The organism is Citrobacter sp. XY323 (assembly GCF_025106035.1).
Lineage (GTDB): Bacteria > Pseudomonadota > Gammaproteobacteria > Enterobacterales > Enterobacteriaceae > Citrobacter > Citrobacter braakii.
In genome coordinates this window covers 139,327-162,380 of the sequence record NZ_JANYUK010000011.1, presented here as the reverse complement: position 1 = coordinate 162,380, position 23,054 = coordinate 139,327, and the positions used below count along the sequence as shown (strand labels likewise).

The following is a 23,054-nucleotide window of genomic DNA, read 5'->3' as shown; positions in this document are numbered from 1 at the left end:
TAACATCGGGGTTAGGTATTCTCTATTTCGAAAATAAGAACGCGCTATTCTTTTATATTGAATAGCGCGTTACGTTTTATTTCATCATCTCGCGAATTAATTTTCCCAGCTGTTCCACAGCCTGTTCCTCACGCTCTCCCCAGTGCCATGCGGTATTAAAGCGAAAGAAACGAGTCCAGCTCCCCGAGGTCGAAAACATTTTTCCCGGTGCAATGCTGATATGGTGCGCCAGTGCCTGGGTGCTGAGCACGCCTGCATCAAGCGGTTCAGGCAGTTCCAGCCACAGAAAATAGCCGCTGTCGTTATGGTGAATTTTGACTTCCGCCGGAAGATGACGCAGCAACGTTTGCCAGGCCTGCTGTTTGCGTTCCGCCAGTTGACGGCGTAAGCGGCGCAGATGCGCGTCATAGCGCCGGGTTGACAGATAATCCACAAGCGCAAGCTGCATGGGGGAACTGGTGGATAACGTGCTCATGAGCTGGAGTCGCTGAATACGTCGAGCATGCTTCCCGGCCGCCACCCAGCCCACGCGAAATCCGGGCACCAGGCACTTCGAGAAAGACGAACAATGCAAAACGCTGTCGGCGCGATCCCAGGCTTTGGCAGGCAGTGGTTTTTCGCGACCAAAGTACAGCTCGCTGTAGACATCATCTTCTATCAGCATTACATGATATTTTTCCAGCAATGCGACCAGGTGCGCCTTTTTCTCTGGGCTGAGCGTAAAACCCAGCGGATTTTGGCTGTTGGTCATCAGCCAGCAGGCTTTTACCGGATACTCCTGCAACGCTTGCTCCAGCGCGGTAAGATCGATCCCCTCTTTCACGTCGGTGGCAATCGAAAGCGCCTTCAGCCGTAATCGCTCCAGGGCCTGCAACGCCCCATAGAAACAGGGATTTTCGACAATCACCCAGTCACCCGGTTCGGTAACCGCCTGCAGGCTCAGGTTGAGGGCATCCAGCGCACCGGTAGTGATGACAATCTCATCAGGTGAAATGGTCATCCCCTGTTGAGCATAGCGGCGGGCAATGGCATGGCGCAGCTCATCATTTCCCGGCGGCAGGTTTTCTATCACGCTCATGGCGGTCGCGGTTTTACTGACCTGCGCCAGCGAGCGGTTCAACTGCTGGAGGGGAAACAGACGCGGGTCAGGGAATGCAGAGGCAAATGGCATCACTGACGCATCCCGGCTGGCCTGCAGCATATCAAAAATATAGGTGTTGATATCCACCGCTTCATCGCGCATCACCTGCGTCTGCGGCGCTGCCAGCTCACGTTCAGGGCGCGCGGCAACATAGTAACCCGACTGCGGTCGGGCGATAATCCGGCCCTGACTTTCCAGCAACTGATATGCATGTCCGACGGTCATAAAACTCATGCCGCTGCTGACCACCTGCTCGCGCAAGGATGGCAAGCGATCGCCGGGCTGCCATACGCCAGACGCGATTTGATCGCGAATTTGCTCAGCCAGTCGCTGGTATTTTTTCATTTTTCGTCCTGATGATCGGTGTCGGTGACACGCACTGTATATATCAGTTTACATAATCAGGGCATTTTTTATAACTGTTATAGTTAACAGTTTTACAACATTGTTACTGACAGCTCCTTGCCTAAGGCGCGTGCAGCTATTTGCACAGCATCAATTTTTGTCGCGTGCTTTAAATCGAACAAACGGGTAATTTCCTGCTTAGGCCTGCCGATTCTGTTTGCCAGCTCCTGCTGGGTGATTTTTGATTCAAGAAAGGCATTTAACAAAAGAACCTTCGACGCAATGCTCAGGGGGATTTCCACATAGTCACCTTCAGCGCCAACCGCCGAAGGTAAAGGAATCGGTTCGTTATCGTCGAAATAGAATTCAAAAGCGGTCACCAATGCAGACTGCGCAGCCTGCAAAGCCCCATGACGGGTTTCGCCCTGAGTTAATGCTTCAGGAATATCCGGGAAAGAAACCACGAATCCACCTTCCACGGCGGGGATTAGATTAACGGGATAACGCATGATTTTTTCAAAATCTCTCATATAATTAACCTCATATTGATGATGACTGTAAGCCAAGCTGCTTCAGGATCGATTTTCGCAAGGCTTCTTTTATTTCATCACCAGGATGCCTGGGCATAACGCTACGCCTTCCCTGATACCTCAACTTCAGATGATTTGAGCCGTTTGTAACAGCCACTCCCTGAGATTCAAGCCAGCGTCTGAACTCACTTTGCTTCACTGCGCCTCCCTGTCGTCTATTATACGCACAAAGTAAACATTTATGATTACCTTTTCATTACCTCGCTAGTGATAGCGTAAAATCACTCGCGTGGGGAGGACGCGATTCAATAACAGGAATCCAGGTTCCAGATTTCATATCAGCCAGGCCAACCTATAACAGCACGACAACTGTTATGGTTAAAAAGAACTGTTCTGTTTCTGCCTTCCATTGCTTCGCAGCCTTAGAATTGCGCTAAATCAATTTTGCCTGCGGAGCTAAGCATGTTCGGTCTTGACGCGTTTCACCTGGCGAGGATCCAGTTCGCGTTTACGGTATCCTTTCACATCATCTTTCCGGCGATTACCATTGGCCTCGCCAGTTATCTGGCGGTGCTCGAAGGGTTATGGTTAAAAACGAAAAATCCGACCTGGCGCTCGCTATACCATTTCTGGTCGAAAATATTCGCCGTAAACTTTGGTATGGGCGTGGTTTCCGGGCTGGTGATGGCTTATCAGTTCGGCACGAACTGGAGTGGTTTTTCCGAGTTCGCCGGTAGCATCACCGGGCCGCTGCTGACCTATGAAGTATTAACCGCCTTCTTCCTCGAAGCAGGCTTCCTTGGGGTAATGCTGTTTGGCTGGAACCGGGTTGGCCCAGGACTTCACTTCTTCGCGACCTGTATGGTTGCGCTGGGTACTATTATTTCTACCTTCTGGATCCTCGCCTCCAACAGCTGGATGCAAACGCCACAGGGCTATGAAATTGTTAACGGGCAAGTCGTTCCCGTCGACTGGTTCGCCGTGATTTTCAATCCGTCATTCCCTTATCGTTTGCTGCATATGTCCGTTGCCGCCTTCCTGAGCAGCGCGCTGTTTGTCGCGGCATCAGCCGCATGGCATTTATTGCGCGGTAATAGCACGCCAGCAATTCGCGCTATGTTTTCAATGGCGCTGTGGATGACGTTAATCGTCGCTCCGCTGCAGGCCTTAATTGGCGATATGCACGGGTTGAATACGCTGAAGCACCAGCCTGCAAAAATTGCGGCGATTGAAGGACACTGGGAAAATCCGCCCGGTGAACCGACCCCGCTGCTGTTGTTCGGCTGGCCGGATATGGAGCAGGAGCGCACCCGCTATGGGCTGGAAATCCCGGCGCTGGGCAGCCTGATCCTGACTCATAGTCTGGATAAACAGGTCCCGGCGTTAAAAGAATTTCCGAAGGAAGACAGGCCCAATTCCACCATCGTGTTCTGGTCGTTTCGCATTATGGCAGGGTTAGGCATGCTGATGATCCTGCTGGGCGCGTTTGCCCTGAGGCTGCGTTATAAGCAGCGGCTATACACCTCACGTCCTTTCCTGCGTTTTGCATTGTGGATGGGCCCCTCCGGTCTGATTGCCATCCTTGCTGGCTGGGTGACCACCGAAGTTGGCCGTCAGCCGTGGGTGGTTTACGGTTTGCAACGTACGGCGGATGCGGTTTCCGCACATGGTGATTTACATATGAGCATCAGCCTACTGTCTTTCTTTGTGGTGTATAGCTCGGTGTTTGGCGTGGGTTACAGCTACATGATCCGCCTGATCCGCAAAGGACCACAGGAAGATGAGCCGACCATTCCACCAACAGGCACGCCGGCGCGGCCGCTTTCTGCTGTCGTTCTCGATTCTCAACCGGAGGCACACCGCTAATGGGTATCGATTTATCAGTTATCTGGTTTGTAATTATCGTGTTCGCCACGCTGATGTATATCGTGATGGACGGTTTTGATCTCGGGATCGGTATTTTATTCCCTGCGATTTCGGATGCGGATGACCGCGATGTGATGGTCAACAGCGTCGCCCCGGTATGGGACGGTAATGAAACCTGGCTGGTGTTGGGTGGCGCCGGATTATTCGGCGCTTTTCCCCTGGCCTATGCGGTGATTGTCGATGCGCTGACGATCCCGTTGACCCTGATGCTCATCGGCCTGATATTTCGCGGCGTCGCGTTTGAGTTTCGCTTCAAAGCCACGCCGGCGCATCGACCATTCTGGGATAAAGCTTTTCTCGGCGGTTCAATCCTCGCGACATTCACTCAGGGTATTGTGGTCGGTGCCGTACTCAATGGATTTTCCGTCACCGGACGCAGCTACAGCGGCGGTCCTTTCGACTGGCTGACCCCCTTTACCCTGTTCTGCGGCGTGGGCCTGGTTGTAGCCTACGCCCTGTTGGGGGCAACATGGCTGGTGATGAAAAGCGAAAATCCGTTGCAGGATAAAATGCGCTGCGTGGCAAGAAAACTGCTGCTGGCGATGCTGGTTGTTATTGCCATTATCAGCCTGTGGACGCCGCTGGCGCACAGCGCCATTGCCGAGCGTTGGTTTAGCCTGCCCAATCTGTGGTTCCTGATGCCGGTTCCGCTCCTGGTTGCGCTGATTAGCCTCTGGCTGTGGCGCTCGCTGGGTCAGCAAAACAGCCATACGCTGCCTTTTGTATTGACGCTGGGGCTGATTTTTCTCGGGTTCAGCGGGCTGGGGATCAGTATCTGGCCCCACATCATTCCACCGTCCATTACGCTGTGGCAGGCGGCAGCTCCGGCGCAGAGTCAGGGCTTTATGTTGGTTGGCGCGCTGCTGATTATCCCGATAATCCTGGTGTACACCTTCTGGAGCTACTACGTTTTCCGCGGCAAAGTTCAACATGGTGAGGGGTATCATTGATGCAACAAACAATCTGGAAACGCCTGATGTGGCTGGTGATCCTCTGGGGCGGCAGCGTGCTGGCCCTGGCCGCCGTTGGTATGTTCTTTCGTCTCCTGATGACGGCCGCCGGGTTTAAATCCTGATTCTCTCCCTGATAACAACCGGGCAGCGCTGCACTGCCCGGTTGTGACAAATCCCAACGTTATCTAAACAAAAATGTAAAAAACATCGAAATGACAAAACAGAGATTGTCATTAACCCGATTAAAATATTGAATAGTCACCTGGCGAAATTATCGTCAATTCCGCAGCTAACGTACCAGAGGGTGCATGATGTTTAAGAAAGGGTTAACGGTGTTATTGCTGGCCAGCGCGCTTTTTTCCGGTCAGCTTCTCGCTACTAATCAGGGACATGAATATCTTCAGGTGCAGGATGCCGATCACTTATTACGACACACAGCCGACAGCGATGAACTACGAATGACGGCGGAAGAATCCGCCGCCGATCTTCGCGAACACCATTACTGGCAAAAATCACGCAAACCCGATACACATCAGAGCTAACCGTTAGCTTTTACGCTTTGGCAACGTTTTCAGCAGTTCTTCAGGGCTGACGGAAGCCACCACGCTGCCCGGCAACGGCATCTTCAGAATGTGATGTTTCATCTTGCCGATCACGTGCATTTCGCACGGTCGGCAATCAAATTTCAGCGTCAGGACCTCATCGCCGTTAACCAACTGCATCGGCGTGGCTTTCCAGCTTTTGATATTTCCTTTCGCCTGTTTCGGACACAGGTTAAATGCAAAACGCAGGCAATGTTTGGTGATCATCACCGGCACATCGCCCTTTTCTTCATGCGCCTCATAGGCGGCATCAATCAACTGCACGCCATAACGGTGATAAAACTCTCGCGCTTTATGGTTGTAGACGTTAGCCAGAAAGCTCAGATGCGTTTGCGGGTAAACCGGCGCCGGCTGGGCAACCGGTTTACGGCGACCGCGCTGATAGTTTTGCAAACGAGCGGCATCCAGCATGTCGACCGCTTCACGTCGCAGCTGATTCAGTTGACCGTTAGGCACGAACAATGCTCCCGGCAGATTCACCTGAATATTACGGGCGTAATACAGCGTTTGTCCCAGTTTTGCCAGGCCATCCTGTAGGTTGCTCAACGCTTTTTCTGCATTGTTCGCTTCCTCAAACTGGCCGTCCAGCGTATGGGTGATACTCCCCCCCTCCTCACTGGTGAGCGTCAGGATCAACTGTTCCTGCCAGCCGCCCAGCTCAATATCAACCGCGACGCGGCGTTCGCTGGAGGTTTTGGTCAACGCTTGCTGCCAGTTATGATCGAGATTGCGGTTCAGCGGATGGTTGGCGCGCACTTTGTGCAGGTCGGCGGGCATTTCATTCGGCCACACCCGATAACGATTGTGCCCCGTTTTTTCAACGGTGTTGGCGCGAAATCCGACGACCTCACGCTTGATTAACACGTTCAGGCCATCCCCGTTGGCCAGCGGTTCTGTTACCTCAACATCGAGATGATCTTTTGCCACCTTCAGGACTTCGCCAACCGGCAGACCGATGAACTTTGGTGAGTCGAATGCGCCGATATCCCCCTTACGGGCATTCACAAAATAATCGGTGCTGCCGCGATGGAAGGTCTTTTCCGTGGATGGAGTAAAGAAATGTTCGGTACGCCCGGCTGAAGAACGGGCAAGATCGCCGCGCTCTTCAATTATGGCGTCCAGCATCTGACGATAATGCGCGGTAATATTCTTCACATAGCTCATGTCTTTATAGCGCCCTTCAATTTTGAAGGATCGCACGCCTGCGTCAATCAACGCACCGAGGTTGGCGGTCTGATCGTTATCTTTCATCGACAGCAGATGTTTTTCATAGGACACCACGCGCCCCTGATCGTCTTTCAGGGTATACGGCAGGCGACAAGCCTGAGAACAGTCACCGCGGTTAGCGCTACGTCCGGTTTGCGCATGTGAAATATAACACTGGCCTGAATAGGCGACGCACAGCGCACCGTGAATGAAAAATTCAATAGTCGCATCCGTAGACTGATGAATGGCGTTTATTTGCTCAAGGCTCAGTTCACGCGCGAGGACAATTTGGGTGAATCCGACGTCAGAAAGAAACTTCGCCTTCTCGACGCTGCGAATATCACATTGGGTGCTGGCGTGCAGCTCAATGGGAGGAATATCCAGCTCCAGAATCCCCATATCCTGCACAATCAGGGCGTCAACGCCGGTCTGATACAGATCGGTAATTAATCGCTGTGCGGGCTCCAGCTCATCATCATGCAAGATTGTATTTAGCGTCACAAAGATTTTCGCCCCGTAACGATGCGCAAACGGCACCAGTTCGGCGATATCTTTCAGGCTGTTACTGGCGTTATGACGCGCGCCAAAACCCGGTCCGCCAATGTAAACGGCGTCAGCGCCGTGCAAAATGGCTTCACGTGCAATGGCGGTATCCCGGGCCGGGCTTAACAATTCAAGGTGATGAGGCTGCTGGCGCATACAGTTGTTACCATCCACAAGTGGTAAAAATGGCGGCTATTGTAGTCACAAGCGCGGCTTTTCGGAATAGTTTTCCCGATTAACCGCGCGGGTAATGGATCAGGGAATGAAAGTGAACCGTTTGTTCGCTACTGTTACGGTAGCTATGCGCCCTGTCTCCCGCAAAACGCACCCCCTCGCCGGATTTCATGGTGCGCCACTGCCCCTCAATACACATATCCAGCAGCCCATTTATCACCACCACGTGCTCTATAACGCCGGTTTCATGCGGAGTCGATTCACTGAGTGCGCCAGGTGCCAGCTGTATCGAAAAATGATCGAAGCACAGCTGTGGGTCCCACGGAAACAGTGGCGTGACGACCATCGCCTGCTGCTGGGGATCGAATGTTGGCGCGCCGTCTGACTCTGGCGGTGAAATAAACGTCGAGAATGGCACGTTCAGTCCGGTGGCAATTTTCCACAATGTCGCCACCGTTGGGCTGGATTCATTGCGCTCAATCTGCCCCAACATGGCTTTTGACACGCCGGTTTCCTCCGCCAAACGTGACAGGCTCCATTCCCGCTGGTGACGTAGCGTGCGGAGCGTTGTGGCCAGATAGTAGGTTAAGTTTTCCATTTTTCGCCTTCCTGACTCTCCTTTCTCAAGGCTACAGCTTAGCACTTGTACGCTATAACGCACAGTGCTACATTGATTGACCGTTATAACGCACACGGAGTGACTATGCGCGCATTCTCCATCCCACTACCCACCGTATTATCGGGTTTTGTGGCTGTCCTGGTCGGTTACGCCAGCTCGGCTGCCATTATCTGGCAAGCGGCCCTGGCCGCAGGTGCGACCACCGATCAAATCGCGGGCTGGATGACCGCGCTGGGGATTGCAATGGGCGTCAGTACGCTGGCGCTGACGTTATGGTATCGCGCTCCTGTGCTCACGGCCTGGTCAACACCTGGCGCCGCGCTGCTGGTTACGGGTCTGCACGGGGTATCGATTCAGGATGCTATCGGCGTTTTTATCGTGGCTAATTCGTTGATCGTGCTGTGCGGCATAACCGGATTGTTTGCCCGTCTGATGAAAATAATCCCCCACTCACTGGCATCAGCCATGCTGGCCGGGATCCTGCTGCGCTTTGGTCTGCAGGCCTTTAATAGCCTCAACAGTGAGCTTATTTTGTGCGGTAGTATGCTGGTGGCATGGCTGGTATTTAAAGTCACAGCCCCACGGTACGCGACGATCGCCGCGATGCTGGCGGGTATCGCTATCGCGCTAATAAAAGGTGACATTGTCACAAGCGGAGTGAATTTATCGCCGGTCATGCCTGCGTTTATTGCCCCACACTTTTCATTTGCCCACAGTATCAGCATTGCGCTACCGCTGTTTCTGGTTACCATGGCTTCGCAAAATGCCCCAGGTATTGCCACTATGAATGCGTCGGGCTATTCATTACCCGTTTCACCGCTCATTATCTTTACCGGCCTGCTGGCGCTGATGTTTTCGCCGTTTGGCGTCTACTCCATCTGCATTGCCGCCATAACCGCCGCAATTTGCCAAAGTCCCGAAGCGCATCCTGATGCCAAACGACGCTGGCTCGCCGCCGCCGCGGCTGGCGTCTTCTATCTTCTGGCTGGGGTGTTTGGCGGTTCAGTCACAGGACTAATGGCGGCACTGCCCGTAAGCTGGATCCAGATGCTGGCCGGTCTGGCCTTGCTCGGGACAATTAGCGGTAGTTTGTATCAGGCGTTGCATAATGAAGCGGAACGCGTCGCAGCCATCGTTACGTTTTTGGTCACGGCCAGCGGCCTGACGTTATTGGGGGTTGGATCTGCATTCTGGGGGCTGGTCGTCGGCGGTATCTGCTACGCCGTGTTGACGTTATTTCGCCGCACGTAGCTGCGTTGGCGTTTTACCGGTTACCTGTTTAAACCGGTTACTAAAATGGCTTGCCGAACTGAATCCGCAGGTCATCGCAATATCTGACAAACTGCGTGAAGTGTAACAGACCAGATGCTGCGCCAGCGCCATACGACGTTGCATCACATACTGATGCGGTGCCATATTCATCGACTGGCGGAACATTCTGGCAAAATGGAATTCGCTGAGCGCCGCCTCGCTAGCCAGGTCGTTCAGGGTGATTGGATACGCCAGATGCGCGTCAATATAGGCCAGCACGTTACGCAGGGTGACGGGCGCGAGTCCCCCGGTGACGGTGGGCAGTCGCCATTGAACGTTGCTGTAATGCTGGATCAGATGCGTTAACAGTAGCGAAGATGCCGCGCTGAGCGTGAGATGATTGGCCGGTTGCTGCCAGTCGTTATCAAGCAGAAACTGACGGTAAACCGCCGTGATCCCCGGGTCACTGCCAAACGTGTGCTCGTCCAGCGTGAAGCTATAGGGGCTTTTATCCCAGACTTTTTCCCCCACTTCGCGCAGATGTGCGTCGGTACAATAGAGATGAACAAAGGAAAGATCGTCGCGGATATCCCAACTTGACTCGCTCTCTTTCGGCATCAGGCAAAAACGGTCCGGTCCGCCGCCATTCTTCCAGCCCCCCGCCGTTTTGTGATAACTCTCGTAGCCATCCGCGATATATAAACTGAGCGTATGGTGATCGCAATACTGGGTGATGGTATCGCGTTTGTTTGACCAGGCCGCCAGTTGGATCCCTGAATGTAACGCAACCGATTCATGCAGCACGGCATTATGTTTGCGTAAGTTTTCAAAGGCATCGTAGGGCTGAGGCATACCATCACATTCAAAATAAGTTAGCAGGCTTTCAGTCTATAACAGCCACATATTGTTAACAGCTTCCTTTTCGCTTTTACGCTAAAAAAGCGCAAGATTTTGCAAGTCCGCCGCAAACCGATGAAAGCCTCCTGCCGCCAGACATGACACAGTGTGAACCTGAATCCAAAAAAGAGAGAGTTGTATGAACGCACTGTTGTACTGCCTGGTGGTGGTAATTTGGGGAACGACATGGATTGCGATTTATTTGCAGCAGGGCCCGGTTTCTGCGCCGGTTTCTATCTTTTGGCGCTTCGCCGTTGCCAGTTCGCTGATGATAGTGATCCTGCTGGTTAGCGGTAAATTACGCAAACTGTCTGGTCGCGATCATCTGTTTTGTCTGTTACAGGGTGGATGCGTTTTTTGCTTCAACTTCTGGTGTTTTTATACGGCTGCAGCCTGGATTAATACCGGCCTGGAGTCGGTGATTTTCTCAATGGCCGTCCTGTTCAATGCGGTCAATAGCTTCATCTTTTTTGGGCAAAGACCACCGCTGCGTTTCTATATCGCAGCTGGTCTCGGACTGACGGGCATTGTGACTCTGTTCTGGCAGGATTTGCTCAACAGCGGATTCAATCATTCCTTGCTGCTGGGTATCGGCTTAAGCGCCCTTGGAACCTTCGGTTTCTCATTGGGTAATATGATCAGCATGCGTCACCAGAAAAAAGGGCTGGAAGTGTTAACGACCAACAGTTGGGCCATGCTGTACGGCACGCTGTTGATCGCTGCCATTGCGCTGATGCGCGGGGACAATTTTACGCCACAATGGACATTCAGCTATCTCAGCGCGCTGTTATATCTGGCTATTTTTGGCTCAGTGATTGCTTTCGGCGCTTATTTCACACTGGTAGGTCGCATTGGTCCCAGTAGGGCGGCATACAGCACCCTGCTTTTCCCGCTGGTTGCGCTAACGCTGTCAACATTGTATGAAGGATACGTCTGGCAGGTTAACGCTATTGCCGGATTAGTATTGATTTTACTGGGGAATATGGTGATGTTTGCCCGACCAGAAGTGCTGATGGGTAAACTATTCTATCGACGCCGGGTGGCATAAAAAAACGCACCATCCTGAGATGGTGCGTTGATTATTATTGTGGTTTTTTGTTCACGTCAAACATGGTGGCATCCGTCGCCATGTCATCAACAACTTTCTTCAACGTTTCGAATGTCATCGGCGTATTTTCGTTGCTCAGATCTTTACCTTCACCCTTACGTACAACTTTAACTACCGGTTTATTGGTCGCCGCATCAATCAACTCACCCTCGAAATAGAGGTTGGTATCCATGGTACGGTGACCCGTTGCCATTTGTGTTCCCGCAACGAGTAGCGCAACCGGGATCACTTCATAGAACTGCAGTCCTTCTTTGCTCGTTGCAACACCGGTAATCGCTCCGCGGAAAATCAGGCTACGTGGCCCAGGGGTAGTAACCAGGGGCTTACGCTTGCTGATGGCGGATTTCAACTGGGTATTGGTGTAGGTCAGCAGTTGATCAAGAACCTGCTGCCCTACCTGCGTGGTAGGTTTAGGAACCGGATAATACGTTACCGGGTTATATACAATGTTGTCATATTTGGATTCGTTGTAGCTCGGATCAACCCAACGGAGTACGGTTTGTCCCGATGCTGATTGTGTTTCCTTCAAATCAGAGTAATTTTTTAAAAACCCAGAATATTTATCCGGCGCGGTCACTTTTGACGCACAGCCGGATAATGCCAACAAGCCAGTAAGCACTGCAACTTTAAATAAAGTTTGAGTACGCATGAAACGATCCCTTTAGTTTTCGCAATGATGCTTAAAAAGCATAGCAAAACCGTTTCATTTTGGATGTACTAAAAATGGTAAACACCGCACAATTTTCTCTCTGCGCCCGGCACAAAAAATGCTGAGCGCAGAAAGAGTTAACCCAGGCGGGAGGTTCAGGCAGTTTTGCGTGCCAGCATTGTGGCAAAGCGCAGTTTAATTCGATTACCGTTTTCATCCGTACGATGAAGTTCACCCACGTCTTCGTTATATTTCAGCAGCTCCCATCCGCTGTAATAATTGCGCAATTCTCCGGTTTTAAACGCGAACGGGAAACCCACGGTACACGGAAAATCATCGGTATCCATCGCCGCGACGATTAAGTTATATCCGCCCGGTTTAGTGCAACGCTGCATATTTTCAATAAGGCCAGGGATAGTTTTGGCTTCAAGGAACATCAGCACAACGGTAGAAAGAATAAAATCATATTCGCCGTCAAAGCGTAATGCGTTGAGATCCGCGACGTTCGCGTGCAGATTGGTCAGCCCTTCCGCCGCTTTGATACGCTCAAGGTTAGCGATGCTCATGGGATTTTTATCTAATGCTGTCACGTCATAACCGTTTGCCGCAAGGTACAGGCTGTTACGACCGTTACCGCAGCCCAGGTCTAACGTTTTACCTGGCTTAACAATTTTTGCCGCTTCAACAACATCGGAATGCGTACGAGTTAAATCGTATTTCTCAGTAAAGTAGTTTTCGTCGCAAAGGGTCATTATTTATCCTCAGATTTCAGTAATGCAGCACGCTCCGTGCGGATGAGCAGTTTCCCCTGCATCAGCAATGCAAACGTACGTACCAGTAATAATGCAATGATAAAATTGGTAAAAATAAACAGTGGGATCGACAGCGTATGAAAAAATCCTGACTCGCTACTGTGGCCCAGATGCAGCCCTGTTGTCGCCAGAGCCGACACGCCAAACGAGAAGCTCCAGAAAGATGCATTAAATGGCTGTGACAAATACCACGGCATGAGCCGTAGCATGAACAGCAGTTGCAGCAGACCATAGCCGAACAGCATTTTGGCTAACGTATCGCCCTCGCCACCGTTAACGCTAAGCCAGGCGCTGCAGGCGACCAGCGCAGGCGCCAGTTGAATGCCAAGTGAAGTACGTAACACCGCAGGCAACTCACCGCAGCTACGTAAACGTTGCAGAATCACCGGCTCCAGGCTGAGCCAGGAAAAAACCCCGGCGCCCAAAAACACCAATCCTGCGTCGTTGAAACCCAGTGCGCCACAGGCCATTGCACTGATAAAGTTATTGGCGACGGTCGGCAGATACAGACCCGGAGTGGTGGCTTCCTCTGGATGCGATCCACGCCACAACCCTGCCGTTTGCCAGGCGGCGTAGGCCAGCTGTATCACCACGCCAATGCTGAACAACCCAATCGCCAGCGGTCGATACCACGGGACAAAACCAATCGCGACCAGCATCGTTGTGGCCGGAAACAGACTGACAAAGCTGCTCATCACCGGGTGACGAATTTCCGCCAATACGCTCTGCGGAAAACGCAGTAAACGGCTAAGAAAGGCCAGCGTCAGCAGCCCCCAAATGACCATTGCGAGGATCACTAAACCGTCGCCAATCAAGTGACTCACTGGCCACACCTGACTGGCATAACGCCACGCAAACCCCATCCCAATGATGCCCAGTACCATGCCAAAATAACCGGCCGGAAGATTGAGGACCCGCTCACTCTGTTTGTTCTTACTCATTTTGTTTATTTTATAAAGTATATTTGAAATGCATTTTATGGAATTTCCGCTGATTTAGCCAGTGCGGAAAACTTTGCTACGTTTAACTAAGGTGCGCAACATGGAAATGAGCTATGACCAAATATCGTCTCAGCGATGAGTCTCGATCCTTTAGTTACCAGGATAATGGCAATAAAAAAAGCGTATTACTACGCCAAATCATTGCGCTCACTGATTTTAATGATGTCCAGGCCGGTACGCCCGGAGGCTGGATCGATAATGAAAGCGTGCTGTCACAAAGCGGTGATTGCTGGATTTACGATGAAAACGCGCTCGCATTTTCCGGCGCGACGATTACAGGAAACGCCCGCATTACTCAGGCAAGCGTGGTCAGAGATGGCGCGCAAATTAGCGATGACGTGTGGATTGACCGGGCTGAAATCAGTCATAATGCTCAAATACGTGACAACGTCACCATTCAGGATTCTGTGGTTCGCGGCGAGTGCCTTCTCTTTGGTGATGTGCGCGTGATGTGTGACTCTGAAATCATCGCCGCCAGGGGGCTAACCCGTGAAAGCGACCAGCTCCTGCAAATTTATGATCGGGCTTTTGTCAGCCACTCACGAGTGGTGCATCAGGCGCAGATCTATGGCGATGCGAAAATCAACTATGCCTTTATTGAACATCGGGCGGAAGTTTTTGATTTCGCACAGGTGGAAGGTAATGAAGAGAACAATGTCTGGATTTGCGATTGCGCCAAAGTCTATGGATATGCGCGCGTCATCGCCGGGAGCGAAGAAGATGCCATACCTACCCTACGCTACAGTTCGCAGGTGGCGGAGCACGCGGTAGTTGAAGGTAACTGCGTGCTGAAACACCACGTGCTGGTCGGCGGTCATGCGCAATTACGCGGTGGACCGCTCCAGTTAGATGACCACATCCTGATTGAAGGCCACGTCTGCGTGCTGGGCGAAGTGCTGATCGAGCATCACATTGAGATAACCGGTCAGGCGCATATCCAGGCGTTTGATGGCGATACCATTCACCTACGCGGACCGAAAGTGATTAACGGTGAACAGCGCATTACGCGCACGCCTATCGCAGGTTTATTCTGAAGAGCCATCAATGATGCGGGCGTAGAGATTCACATCATAGTAATCACCATTAAGGAATTCCGCCTGTTGCATACATCCTTCCAGTTGGAAGCCATTACGCAGCGCCACCTGATTGCTCTCAACGTTTTCTACGCGACATTTAATCACGAAGCGGCGAATCTCCTGACGCTGCGCATAATGATGAATTAAGGCCTGTAGCGCCTGGGACATGATGCCTTTACCCTGATGCTCCTCATCCAGCCAGTAGCCGATATAAGCCGCTTTGTTCAGCGGTTCTATCTGGTTAAACGAGATAACCCCGACCACATTTTCTTGCGCAAAAATCAGGAACATTTTGGCGTAACCGCGCTGGTGCAACATCATATTGCCCTGCACATTCTTGCGGGTGTCCTCCTCAGACGCAACAAACTGCGGCCAGTTCAGCGACTGCTGGAGCCAGCTTTTATTTTTAAGCACCAACTGATGCAGAGGCGTGACGTGTTGCTCTTCTACGGCACGCAGTTCCAGCGTGTCATTGATGGTAATCACTTCTGACATTTTCATTCCGTTATGATGGTTAAGCAGGCCACCCTGCTCAATCAAATAAAAACAGGAAGGGCTCCCTTTTGGAAGCCCTTTTACACAGCAAGCGCCGTTTTACTTAGCTCTCACTGACACTCTCTTTTTGCAATATTTTGAGCAGATCTTCCTTCAGGTGGAGTTTCTGTTTCTTAAGGCGAACAATGTCCAAACTATACCCCCGACCATCCGAACCTTCCAGTCTGGAGATCTCATGATCAAGGCTGTTGTGTTTTTCGAATAAGGACAGAAAGCGAGGGTTCTCGGATTTCAGTCGGGAAATAAGGTCTCTGTATTCTGGAAACATACTTTCTCCCTGTTAGTGGAAAAGAACGTGTATAAGAAATACACACCTCCAGAGTACCCACTTGACTTACAGAAAAATGCGAACGGGATCGAGTAAATAGTGTACAGAATGGTTGTGAAGAGGATTACAGATACGGCTCCCCATTCGGAGAGCCGTAAAGGGAGTGATTAACGCATCTCGCGGTCGTCAACGTACTGACGTTTATCCGGCGCTGGCGGGAAGTACTGATACAGCCAGGTTTCACTGATGGCGTCGCCCTGACAACGCAGGAACATACGCATATCTACCGGATCGGTTGAGTCAGAGGTCGGATACCAGTCAAACTGAATGCGATAACCGTCGATAGGTTCCACGTAAAGGATCTCAATCTGTTTCGCTTCACCGCTGGAGAGGGTAATCACCGGTTCAATACCCTTCGGCGCGGCGGCTTTTAGATCGCCACCAACGAAATCAACAGCAAAACGTCGCGCCCATTTTTCCGGGTAGTGCTCGCCCGGCGCCCATCCTTCCGGGAAGCCGCCCATGCCTGTTCGGGTCGCCATCACGCGAGCCAGCGGTGAACGCACCGGCGGCTGAGCGCTCCAGTACAGGCGATATTTGAATTCCAGATCATCGCCCGCTTTGATCGACCTTTCAGGCTGCCAGAAGCAGACGACGTTATCCAGCGTTTCGCCGGTCGTCGGGATCTCCATCAGGCCGATAGTCCCCTTGCCCCACTGGTTACGCGGTTCGACCCACAGGCTCGGACGCTTGTTGTACCAGCCCATGATATCCTGGTAATGGGAGAAGTCGCGATCGAGCTGCAGCAAGCCAAACCCTTTCGGGTTGTTATCGGTATAGGCGTTGAACTGCAGTTTTTGCGGGTTATTCAGCGGGCGGCAGATCCACTCGCCATTGCCCCGCCACATCGCCAGACGGTCGGAATCATGAATTTGCGGGTGAATGGTGTCACACATCCGACGTTCGTTGTTGCCGCAGCTAAACATGCTGGTCATCGGTGCAATACCGAGCTGCTTGATGTCTTTGCGCGCATAGATGTGGTTTTGTACATCCATGATCACCTGCGTTTTCTCGCAGTGGATCACGAACTTAAATGCACCGGTTACGCTGGGGCTGTCGAGAAGCGCATACACGGTAAAGGAGGTTGCGCCCGGTTTGACCGTTTCAAACCAGAAAGAGGTGAAATCAGGAAACTCTTCTTTGCTGTCGGTGTAGGTATCTACCGCCAGACCGCGGGCCGATAAACCGTACTGATAGGTGTCATCCACGGCGCGGAAATAGCTGGCGCCCAGGAAAGAAACGATATCGCGACGGGCTAATTCTGGCGCTTTAAACACGCGGAACCCGGCGAACCCGAGGTCAGTCTGCCCTTCCAGCTGTTTGGTATCCACACCCGCATCATTGTATTTAAACAGTTCCGGGCGGAAGTGGATTTCGCGCGCCATATGCGTGCTGCCATCAACCGAGAACATGCGTACCCGGCGACGAAAGCCCATTCCCACGTGGAAGAACTGCGCATCAAGCTGACGATTTTCAACATTGTTCCACAGAGACTGCTCTGGGTCATATTGAATGCTGTTGTAGGCCTGCGGCGTCAGTTTGGCCAGCGTGTCAGGTAACGCGCGCGGTGCGCCGCCCCAAGGCTTCTGTGCTAAGTCATGGGCCATCGATTGCAGGACGGAAAAATCAAAACGTACGGTTTTTCCGTCTGCAATGTCAGACTCTGCCGCAAAGGCGGCGCTGGAAAAGAGTGATGCAATACCACTGGTTCCGCACACGGCGGCCATTGCCATTGAACCTTTAATAAATCGTCTGCGATTCATGCCTGAAAGTGAGTCCTTCTGGTCGTGTAAATGGTCCCGCGCCGGCCATAATCAGCGGCAAGAGAGTGCACATTTCTGACCGCTCACTCTAGACAAAATTCATTAATAATCCAATTGTTGGTCGCCGATTATCTGTACAAAATCGAAAATATTTTATGTCGATGGGAACAGACCGAATCCCATGTAAATTCAATTAAAGTAAACCACACCGCCGTTTACTGCGATCTTGCGCCTCCTGATACAACGCAAACTCATCATAAACCGCACAACCCAGCGCCTGTTCAAACGCGTCGCGGCTGGAATTACCGTGGCTCCGGGCCTGAGTTTCATTCCCCAGATTAGACTGGAAAATCCCCGCGGCGCTCACCGGTAAAAAATCTTCGTAGGTAATGGGCTGAGCAACCAGCCAGCCCCGCTCAATGAGCGGCTGCGGGTCGTCATCCGGGCGAATCGCCTGTCGATGCGCCTCGCCCGACGGTGTCAGCCGGTAGCGGAACCAGGCAAGCCCCTGCTGGCGCAGCAGAAATTCGCTGTCCGGGAATGCTTTGAACACCTCCTGCAAATGCAGCTGATGCGTCAGGTTGTCTTTTCCCGTTCCCGCTTTATTCAGCAATTCGTCGTACAATGCTCTGCCTTTCGGCGTCAGGGCCACGCCGCGCTGTTCGATTTCACCAAAACGCGCCGTGTGAGTGCCACGCATTTCACCGGCAAATAACACCGGCTCTTCCAGCGCTTTAAAACTGGTCTGACGCAATAAAATGGGCACCTCGCGGCGCGGTGGCCCTTCAATCAGTATTTTGGGTTCAATGCCGCACTCCGGCATCATCGACTGAACCCGGTCGATATCCAGCGTACGCGGCGTCAGATGGTTGATATGACACCCAGGGAAACACACCACATCAGCAATCAGCCGGTGCTCATTGTGCAATGCGTGATAGGTCGCCTCATCGACCGTGGCATGCTGATGCCAGCGGAAAGTTTCCAGCGCTTCTTGCACAAACTCCTGCGCCTGCTCAGGCGTAAAACTGCCCTGCACATCAAACTCATCCAGCAGTTCGTGACAACGACGGGTGAAAATATCGCGTTTCGCGAGGATCTCCGCGGCTTTTTGCCGTAGCGCGGCGTTTTCGATTAATTCGAGCCGCAATAACGAGGTGAATACCCGAAACGGGTTGCGCGAAAGCGACGCATCGTCAATGGGACGAAACGCGGTGGAATGCACGGGAACACCGGCCTGGGAGAGATCGTAATAACTCACCGGATACATGCCCATAATGGCAAACATCCGGCGTAGCGTAGAAAGCTCCTGCGCAGTGCCCACCCGAATGGCGCCGTGGCGCTCAACGTTTAGCCGGGCCAGCTCATCTGCATTCGCCAGTTTTTCATGCAGCGTAGGATTATTTTCCAGTACCGCCAGATTCACATCAGCGACAAGTTCCAGCAACGTGCCATATTGCGGGACTTCCTGCTGGTACATTGCTGACATTGCCTGCGAAAATTGTTCCCGAATCTCATCTGCCGTGATGGTGTTCGCCATAATGTCATGCCTCCAGTGAATATTACCTGGAGTGTAGAAAACGCCGCTGACTCCGGTGGGAAGAATTTACAAAGTGTGACCCCGCGTAAATTTCCCACCCCTACAGACGGTGAACAGAACCTACTGGCGTGGTTTTAAATGACTTTCCAGCCAGGGCAACATCTGTTTTTTACGGCTGAGCATCCCCTCCACCTTACAGGGCTGCGGGATGTCTGACAGCTCTGGACCGGCAAACCACAGGCTGGTGTCGCCCAGATTGATATCGGTGAGCATCAGTACAACCAGAGCGGCATTCTTTTCCTCTGCATAGCGCGCCATTTCCAGACGGAGATCGTCCAGCACCGCATCCACCTGTTGCAGCGCATACAGTTCAAGCTGCGCCACACAAACCGAATGTCCATGAATGGTGAAGGTTTTAATGTCTTTCTGCAGAAGCTCGCGAGCGCTCATGCCTTCCACGCTTGTTTTAGCAGACAGCAGGTCGCGACTAAACGCCTCGAGATCCACACCGGTTTTTTGGGCCAGGGCCTCCACCGCCAGGCGATCGTCAGAGGTGGTCGTTGGCGAACGAAGCGTGACAGTGTCACTCAATGCGGCACCCAGCAATAAAACGGCCTCAGCGGCAGACAACTGGCTGCGCTCCTCTTCCGACATCAGTTGCCATAACAGCGTCGCGCTGCTGCCGACTGGCTTCACCCATACTTCAGGTGGCAGACGAGTGACTAATCCACCGAGTCGGTGATGATCGATAATTCCCACGACGTTACTTTCTGCCAGCGATGCCGGCCCCTGGGCAGGCTCGGTGAAATCGACCAGCCACACATCACGATCGGTCAGTTCAAACGTCAGCCGTTCGGGCATCGTCAGTCCCGCATGCTCAAAGATAAATTGCGTTTCGCGGTTAGGTTCGCCCAGACGCCATGCCGTCGCCTGCTGGCCACGTAAAGTAAGCCAACGCGCGGTCATGGCGGCGGTACAAATGGCATCGCTATCGGGGTTAAGGTGCCCTATTACATCTATCATTAATCAGTGCCTTGTGAAGAGAATGGTTCAAAAGCAAACAATAACGAAAGTATATCGACTGGACGGATTCTTTCCATGATCCCACCACCCGGTGGCGCTGTACAAAACATAAGCAAAATAAATCAGTTGTAAGTAAAATAGGATAAATGTTAATAATATTTTGCTATCAAGTTATCAAAATCAAACAACTTCACTTGTCACCGATACAACTCTGTTTTTAACATCGCTTATGGAAAAAAATGTTCTGTTCAATCAGCGCATTCGCTTGCGCCACCTTCATACTTTTGTCGCCGTTGCACAGCAGGGAACGTTGGGCCGCGCGGCTGAGACCCTTAACCTGAGCCAACCAGCCCTCTCCAAAACGCTGAATGAACTGGAGCAACTGACCGGTACCCGGCTCTTTGAGCGTGGTCGCCTTGGCGCACAATTAACGCTGCCCGGAGAACAGTTTCTTACCCACGCAGTCAGAGTGCTGGATGCGCTCAACACCGCCGGACAAGCCTTAAACCAGCGCGAAGAGTCACAGACGGATGTCGTACGGATTGGCGCCTTACCCACCGCGGCCCTGGGCATTCTGCCGGCGGTCATTGGCCCGTTCCATAAGCAGCAAATGGAGACCACGCTGCAGGTTGCCACCATGAGCAATCCCATGATCCTGGCGGGTTTAAAGTCAGGGGAAATTGATCTCGGCATTGGCCGTATGGCCGATCCGGAATTGATGGTTGGTCTGAACTACGAGCTGTTATTTCTGGAATCGCTCAAACTGGTCGTGCGCCCTAACCACCCGTTGTTACAGGAAACCATCACGCTGAGTCGGGTGATGGAGTGGCCGGTGGTGGTTTCACCAAAAGGAACCGCCCCTCGCCAGCACGCAGAGGCGTTGTTGCAAAGTCAGGGCTGCAAAATGCCGCCGGGCTGTATTGAAACGCTGTCAGCATCACTCTCCCGCCAACTGACGGTCGATTACGACTATGTGTGGTTTGTCCCTTCAGGCGCGGTTAGAGAAGATTTACGTAAGGCGACGCTGGTGTCGTTGCCGATACCCACCCACGGTGCGGGTGAACCCATCGGCATTCTTACCCGTGTCGATGTGCAACTCTCTCAGGCCGCGCAGATCCTGATCGCCGCAATACGCAAAACTGTACCGTTTTGATGCCAAAAATTAAGGGACCATCAGGTCCCTTAATTGATTTTATTGTTAAAACGTTTCCCAGTTATCGCCACTGGCAGTTGCCGCCTGCGGACGTGAATGGTCAGGCTTTGTCGTCACAGGCGCGCGTTTAATAGCACTTGTCCCTGTTAAACGGAATGTGCCAACAGCTTCCGTTAAGCGCGCCGCCTGCTCTTCCAGCGATGCCGCTGCGGCAGAGGCTTCTTCAACCAGCGAGGCATTTTGCTGCGTTACCTTATCCATTTCTGAAATTGCCTGACTCACCTGGACGATACCCCGGCTCTGCTCATCAGAGGCCGCCGCAATTTCCAGCATAATGTCGGTGACGCGTTTTACCGCATCGACAATATCCGTCATCGTATTGCCCGCAGCGACCACTTCTCCGGAGCCCTGGTCAATCAGTCGGACTGATTCGCTGATCAATCCTTCAATCTCTTTTGCCGCCTGAGCGCTGCGGCTTGCCAATGTGCGCACCTCACTGGCAACCACGGCAAACCCACGGCCCTGCTCTCCTGCCCGCGCCGCTTCAACCGCTGCGTTCAGCGCCAGAATATTGGTCTGGAAAGCAATGCTGTTAATAACGGCTGTGATTTCGGAGATTTTCTTCGAACTCGTTGAGATATTGCCCATGGTTTTGACCACGCCAGAAACCATCTGACCGCCCCGACTGGCCTTGCCGGAGGCATCTTCTGCCAGCTTGCTCGCATGATGCGCGTTGTCGGCGTTTTGCTTCACCGTCGCCGTCAACTCTTCCATGCTGGCCGCCGTTTGTTCAATCGCCGCAGCCTGTTGTTCGGTACGTGAAGACAGATCGGTGTTCCCCGCCGAAATCTCACTGGTACCGCGATAAATCTCTTCCGCGCCCTGACGCACCGTGCCTACCGTTTTCCCCAGCGAACGTTGCATTGTTTGCAGATGGCGGCTCAGGCGACCAATTTCGCTGCGCCCGGTCGGTTCCTCCGGCATGGTGAGATCCCCCGCTGAAATTTGCTCAATACGCTGGGCGGCACGCAACAGAGGATGAATGACGGTACGGCGCAGAACAATGAACGTCATCACGGTCAGCGCCAGCGCAAGAACAAATGCGCCCAGCATAAAAGCCATACCAAGCTGTGTACGCTGATGCGCCTGTTCGCTTAACTGATTCGCCCTGGTGGTACGAATGTCGATCGCCTTTAACAGCACCTTGTTGTAAGCAGAGTCCAGCGGTCTGGCCTGTTCATTTTCATGGTTGATGATCGCTTCAAACATGCCGTTTTTAGCGTACTTCAGCATCGGCTGTAAGCCGTCGGTATAGGCTTTGAAGCTGGCGCTCAGTTCAGCGTCTAACGCTTCATCGGCAGACGTTTTTACCGCGCGTGACATATAAGCATTGAAACCGTCCTGCGACTGCTTAATCCGTTTTTCTGCCTCGGCGATATTGGCCTTCATGTCATCCATTTCGGCAATACGGCTCGCCGCGCCGGCGTGGATCATGTTGATACGCGCGGTACGCAAGTGGTTAGAGCTGTTAGATAACCCCATCCTGACCTGAATCTCATCGGTTACGTCGCGCTGATCGCGATCGGCCTGCATAAGAAAATAGCTTGCCAGCCCGGAACTTAAGGCGAACAGCAGAAGGATGCCACCGAGAATGGAGGAAAACAGCGGAACCAGCCGGATTTGATGCAGAAAGCCCAGTTTATGCTGGGCTTGCATCGATGTAGTGTTGTCCATGACCGTCGACTCTCTTGTAGGGTTTATGCGTGAAAACACGCCCGTTAGATAGTCATCGGCAATCCGGGAAGTTTACTTACCGTGAAAAGCGCCGGATTCGTCACACTTTCACAACATAATTCAAAAAA

General features: G+C 52.4%; 23 protein-coding genes. 8 read left to right on the top strand and 15 right to left on the bottom strand.

The annotated features are described in order from the left end of the window. Nucleotides 1-76 precede the first annotated feature (76 nt). The 3 genes from N0B36_RS14900 to N0B36_RS14890 form a co-directional block, all read right to left on the bottom strand. Nucleotides 77-1,486 carry a PLP-dependent aminotransferase family protein gene (locus N0B36_RS14900; protein ID WP_216403720.1) on the bottom strand — a complete coding sequence of 470 codons (1,410 nt, stop codon included), beginning with the start codon at nucleotides 1,484-1,486 and terminating at the stop codon, nucleotides 77-79. A gap of 92 nt (nucleotides 1,487-1,578) precedes the next feature. Next, nucleotides 1,579-1,995, bottom strand: a complete 417-nt coding sequence (locus N0B36_RS14895) for a type II toxin-antitoxin system HicB family antitoxin (protein ID WP_131341011.1) — start codon at nucleotides 1,993-1,995, stop codon at nucleotides 1,579-1,581. 31 nt (nucleotides 1,996-2,026) lie between these two features. Beyond that, entirely contained in the window at nucleotides 2,027-2,215 is a 189-nt protein-coding gene (locus N0B36_RS14890) for a type II toxin-antitoxin system HicA family toxin (RefSeq protein WP_049259794.1), read from the bottom strand. A gap of 263 nt (nucleotides 2,216-2,478) precedes the next feature. Here N0B36_RS14890 and N0B36_RS14885 point away from each other — a divergent pair, with 263 nt between their 5' ends. The 4 genes from N0B36_RS14885 to N0B36_RS14870 all read left to right on the top strand — a co-directional run bounded on the left by N0B36_RS14885 (nucleotide 2,479) and on the right by N0B36_RS14870 (nucleotide 5,437). Continuing rightward, the gene (locus tag N0B36_RS14885) at nucleotides 2,479-3,882 is read left to right on the top strand and encodes a cytochrome ubiquinol oxidase subunit I (protein WP_259688562.1); all 1,404 of its coding nucleotides are present in this window, start codon (nucleotides 2,479-2,481) and stop codon (nucleotides 3,880-3,882) included. Further along, a complete protein-coding gene (gene cydB / locus N0B36_RS14880; RefSeq protein ID WP_016153157.1) occupies nucleotides 3,882-4,892 on the top strand; it encodes a cytochrome d ubiquinol oxidase subunit II in 1,011 nt (336 codons plus the stop codon). Before N0B36_RS14885 ends, cydB begins: the two co-directional genes overlap by 1 nt. Next, a complete protein-coding gene (locus N0B36_RS14875; RefSeq protein WP_003020230.1) occupies nucleotides 4,892-5,017 on the top strand; it encodes a DUF2474 domain-containing protein in 126 nt (41 codons plus the stop codon). The genes cydB and N0B36_RS14875 overlap by 1 nt, the downstream gene beginning before the upstream one ends. 189 nt (nucleotides 5,018-5,206) lie before the next feature. Continuing rightward, nucleotides 5,207-5,437: a DUF2554 family protein gene (locus tag N0B36_RS14870; protein WP_016153158.1), complete on the top strand. Its 231-nt coding sequence runs from the start codon at nucleotides 5,207-5,209 to the stop codon at nucleotides 5,435-5,437. Nucleotides 5,438-5,440: 3 nt separating this feature from the next. Here N0B36_RS14870 and N0B36_RS14865 read toward each other — a convergent pair whose 3' ends face one another. Both N0B36_RS14865 and N0B36_RS14860 read right to left on the bottom strand, forming a co-directional pair. Beyond that, the gene (locus tag N0B36_RS14865) at nucleotides 5,441-7,402 is read right to left on the bottom strand and encodes a U32 family peptidase (RefSeq protein ID WP_259688561.1); all 1,962 of its coding nucleotides are present in this window, start codon (nucleotides 7,400-7,402) and stop codon (nucleotides 5,441-5,443) included. Nucleotides 7,403-7,481: 79 nt separating this feature from the next. Further along, nucleotides 7,482-8,018: a helix-turn-helix domain-containing protein gene (locus N0B36_RS14860; RefSeq protein ID WP_141875207.1), complete on the bottom strand. Its 537-nt coding sequence runs from the start codon at nucleotides 8,016-8,018 to the stop codon at nucleotides 7,482-7,484. Nucleotides 8,019-8,123: 105 nt separating this feature from the next. Here N0B36_RS14860 and N0B36_RS14855 point away from each other — a divergent pair, with 105 nt between their 5' ends. Continuing rightward, nucleotides 8,124-9,290 (top strand): benzoate/H(+) symporter BenE family transporter, encoded by a 1,167-nt coding sequence (locus N0B36_RS14855; protein ID WP_259688560.1) that lies wholly within the window; start codon nucleotides 8,124-8,126, stop codon nucleotides 9,288-9,290. On the opposite strand, the gene N0B36_RS14850 is transcribed toward N0B36_RS14855, so the two are convergent. Further along, nucleotides 9,273-10,142, bottom strand: a complete 870-nt coding sequence (locus tag N0B36_RS14850; RefSeq protein WP_016156588.1) for an AraC family transcriptional regulator — start codon at nucleotides 10,140-10,142, stop codon at nucleotides 9,273-9,275. The two genes, N0B36_RS14855 and N0B36_RS14850, sit on opposite strands and share 18 nt — an antisense overlap. Before the next feature lie 184 nt (nucleotides 10,143-10,326). Between N0B36_RS14850 and N0B36_RS14845 the strand changes: the two genes are divergently transcribed. Next, nucleotides 10,327-11,235 (top strand): DMT family transporter, encoded by a 909-nt coding sequence (locus N0B36_RS14845; protein WP_016156589.1) that lies wholly within the window; start codon nucleotides 10,327-10,329, stop codon nucleotides 11,233-11,235. Nucleotides 11,236-11,269: 34 nt separating this feature from the next. Here the strand turns inward: N0B36_RS14845 and N0B36_RS14840 are convergent, their stop codons facing one another. From N0B36_RS14840 to tehA, 3 genes are all read right to left on the bottom strand, one after another. Beyond that, the gene (locus N0B36_RS14840; RefSeq protein WP_016153164.1) at nucleotides 11,270-11,944 is read right to left on the bottom strand and encodes a DUF3313 domain-containing protein; all 675 of its coding nucleotides are present in this window, start codon (nucleotides 11,942-11,944) and stop codon (nucleotides 11,270-11,272) included. A gap of 155 nt (nucleotides 11,945-12,099) precedes the next feature. Next, the gene (gene tehB / locus N0B36_RS14835) at nucleotides 12,100-12,696 is read right to left on the bottom strand and encodes a tellurite resistance methyltransferase TehB (RefSeq protein WP_200107753.1); all 597 of its coding nucleotides are present in this window, start codon (nucleotides 12,694-12,696) and stop codon (nucleotides 12,100-12,102) included. Next, complete coding sequence (tehA, locus tag N0B36_RS14830) at nucleotides 12,696-13,697, bottom strand: dicarboxylate transporter/tellurite-resistance protein TehA (RefSeq protein ID WP_200046729.1); 1,002 nt, start codon at nucleotides 13,695-13,697, stop codon at nucleotides 12,696-12,698. The genes tehB and tehA overlap by 1 nt, the downstream gene beginning before the upstream one ends. 113 nt (nucleotides 13,698-13,810) lie before the next feature. Between tehA and ydcK the strand changes: the two genes are divergently transcribed. Next, nucleotides 13,811-14,791, top strand: a complete 981-nt coding sequence (gene ydcK, locus N0B36_RS14825; RefSeq protein ID WP_259688558.1) for a YdcK family protein — start codon at nucleotides 13,811-13,813, stop codon at nucleotides 14,789-14,791. Here the strand turns inward: ydcK and rimL are convergent. From rimL to N0B36_RS14800, 5 genes are all read right to left on the bottom strand, one after another. Continuing rightward, entirely contained in the window at nucleotides 14,783-15,328 is a 546-nt protein-coding gene (gene rimL / locus N0B36_RS14820; protein WP_016156595.1) for a 50S ribosomal protein L7/L12-serine acetyltransferase, read from the bottom strand. The genes ydcK and rimL overlap by 9 nt on opposite strands. Nucleotides 15,329-15,431: 103 nt before the next feature. Then, nucleotides 15,432-15,656 carry a YdcH family protein gene (locus N0B36_RS14815; protein WP_003833168.1) on the bottom strand — a complete coding sequence of 75 codons (225 nt, stop codon included), beginning with the start codon at nucleotides 15,654-15,656 and terminating at the stop codon, nucleotides 15,432-15,434. A 167-nt stretch (nucleotides 15,657-15,823) separates the two neighbouring features. Beyond that, entirely contained in the window at nucleotides 15,824-17,479 is a 1,656-nt protein-coding gene (locus N0B36_RS14810; RefSeq protein ID WP_049282406.1) for a glucan biosynthesis protein D, read from the bottom strand. 193 nt (nucleotides 17,480-17,672) lie between these two features. Then, a complete protein-coding gene (locus N0B36_RS14805; RefSeq protein ID WP_016156596.1) occupies nucleotides 17,673-19,016 on the bottom strand; it encodes a VOC family protein in 1,344 nt (447 codons plus the stop codon). Between the two features lie 120 nt (nucleotides 19,017-19,136). Then, nucleotides 19,137-20,039, bottom strand: a complete 903-nt coding sequence (locus N0B36_RS14800) for a manganese-dependent inorganic pyrophosphatase (protein ID WP_259688557.1) — start codon at nucleotides 20,037-20,039, stop codon at nucleotides 19,137-19,139. Between the two features lie 229 nt (nucleotides 20,040-20,268). Here N0B36_RS14800 and pcaQ point away from each other — a divergent pair, with 229 nt between their 5' ends. Continuing rightward, a complete protein-coding gene (gene pcaQ / locus N0B36_RS14795; RefSeq protein WP_259688556.1) occupies nucleotides 20,269-21,192 on the top strand; it encodes a pca operon transcription factor PcaQ in 924 nt (307 codons plus the stop codon). A gap of 45 nt (nucleotides 21,193-21,237) precedes the next feature. On the opposite strand, the gene N0B36_RS14790 is transcribed toward pcaQ, so the two are convergent. After that, nucleotides 21,238-22,926 carry a methyl-accepting chemotaxis protein gene (locus N0B36_RS14790; protein WP_153690342.1) on the bottom strand — a complete coding sequence of 563 codons (1,689 nt, stop codon included), beginning with the start codon at nucleotides 22,924-22,926 and terminating at the stop codon, nucleotides 21,238-21,240. Between the last annotated feature and the right edge of the window lie 128 nt (nucleotides 22,927-23,054).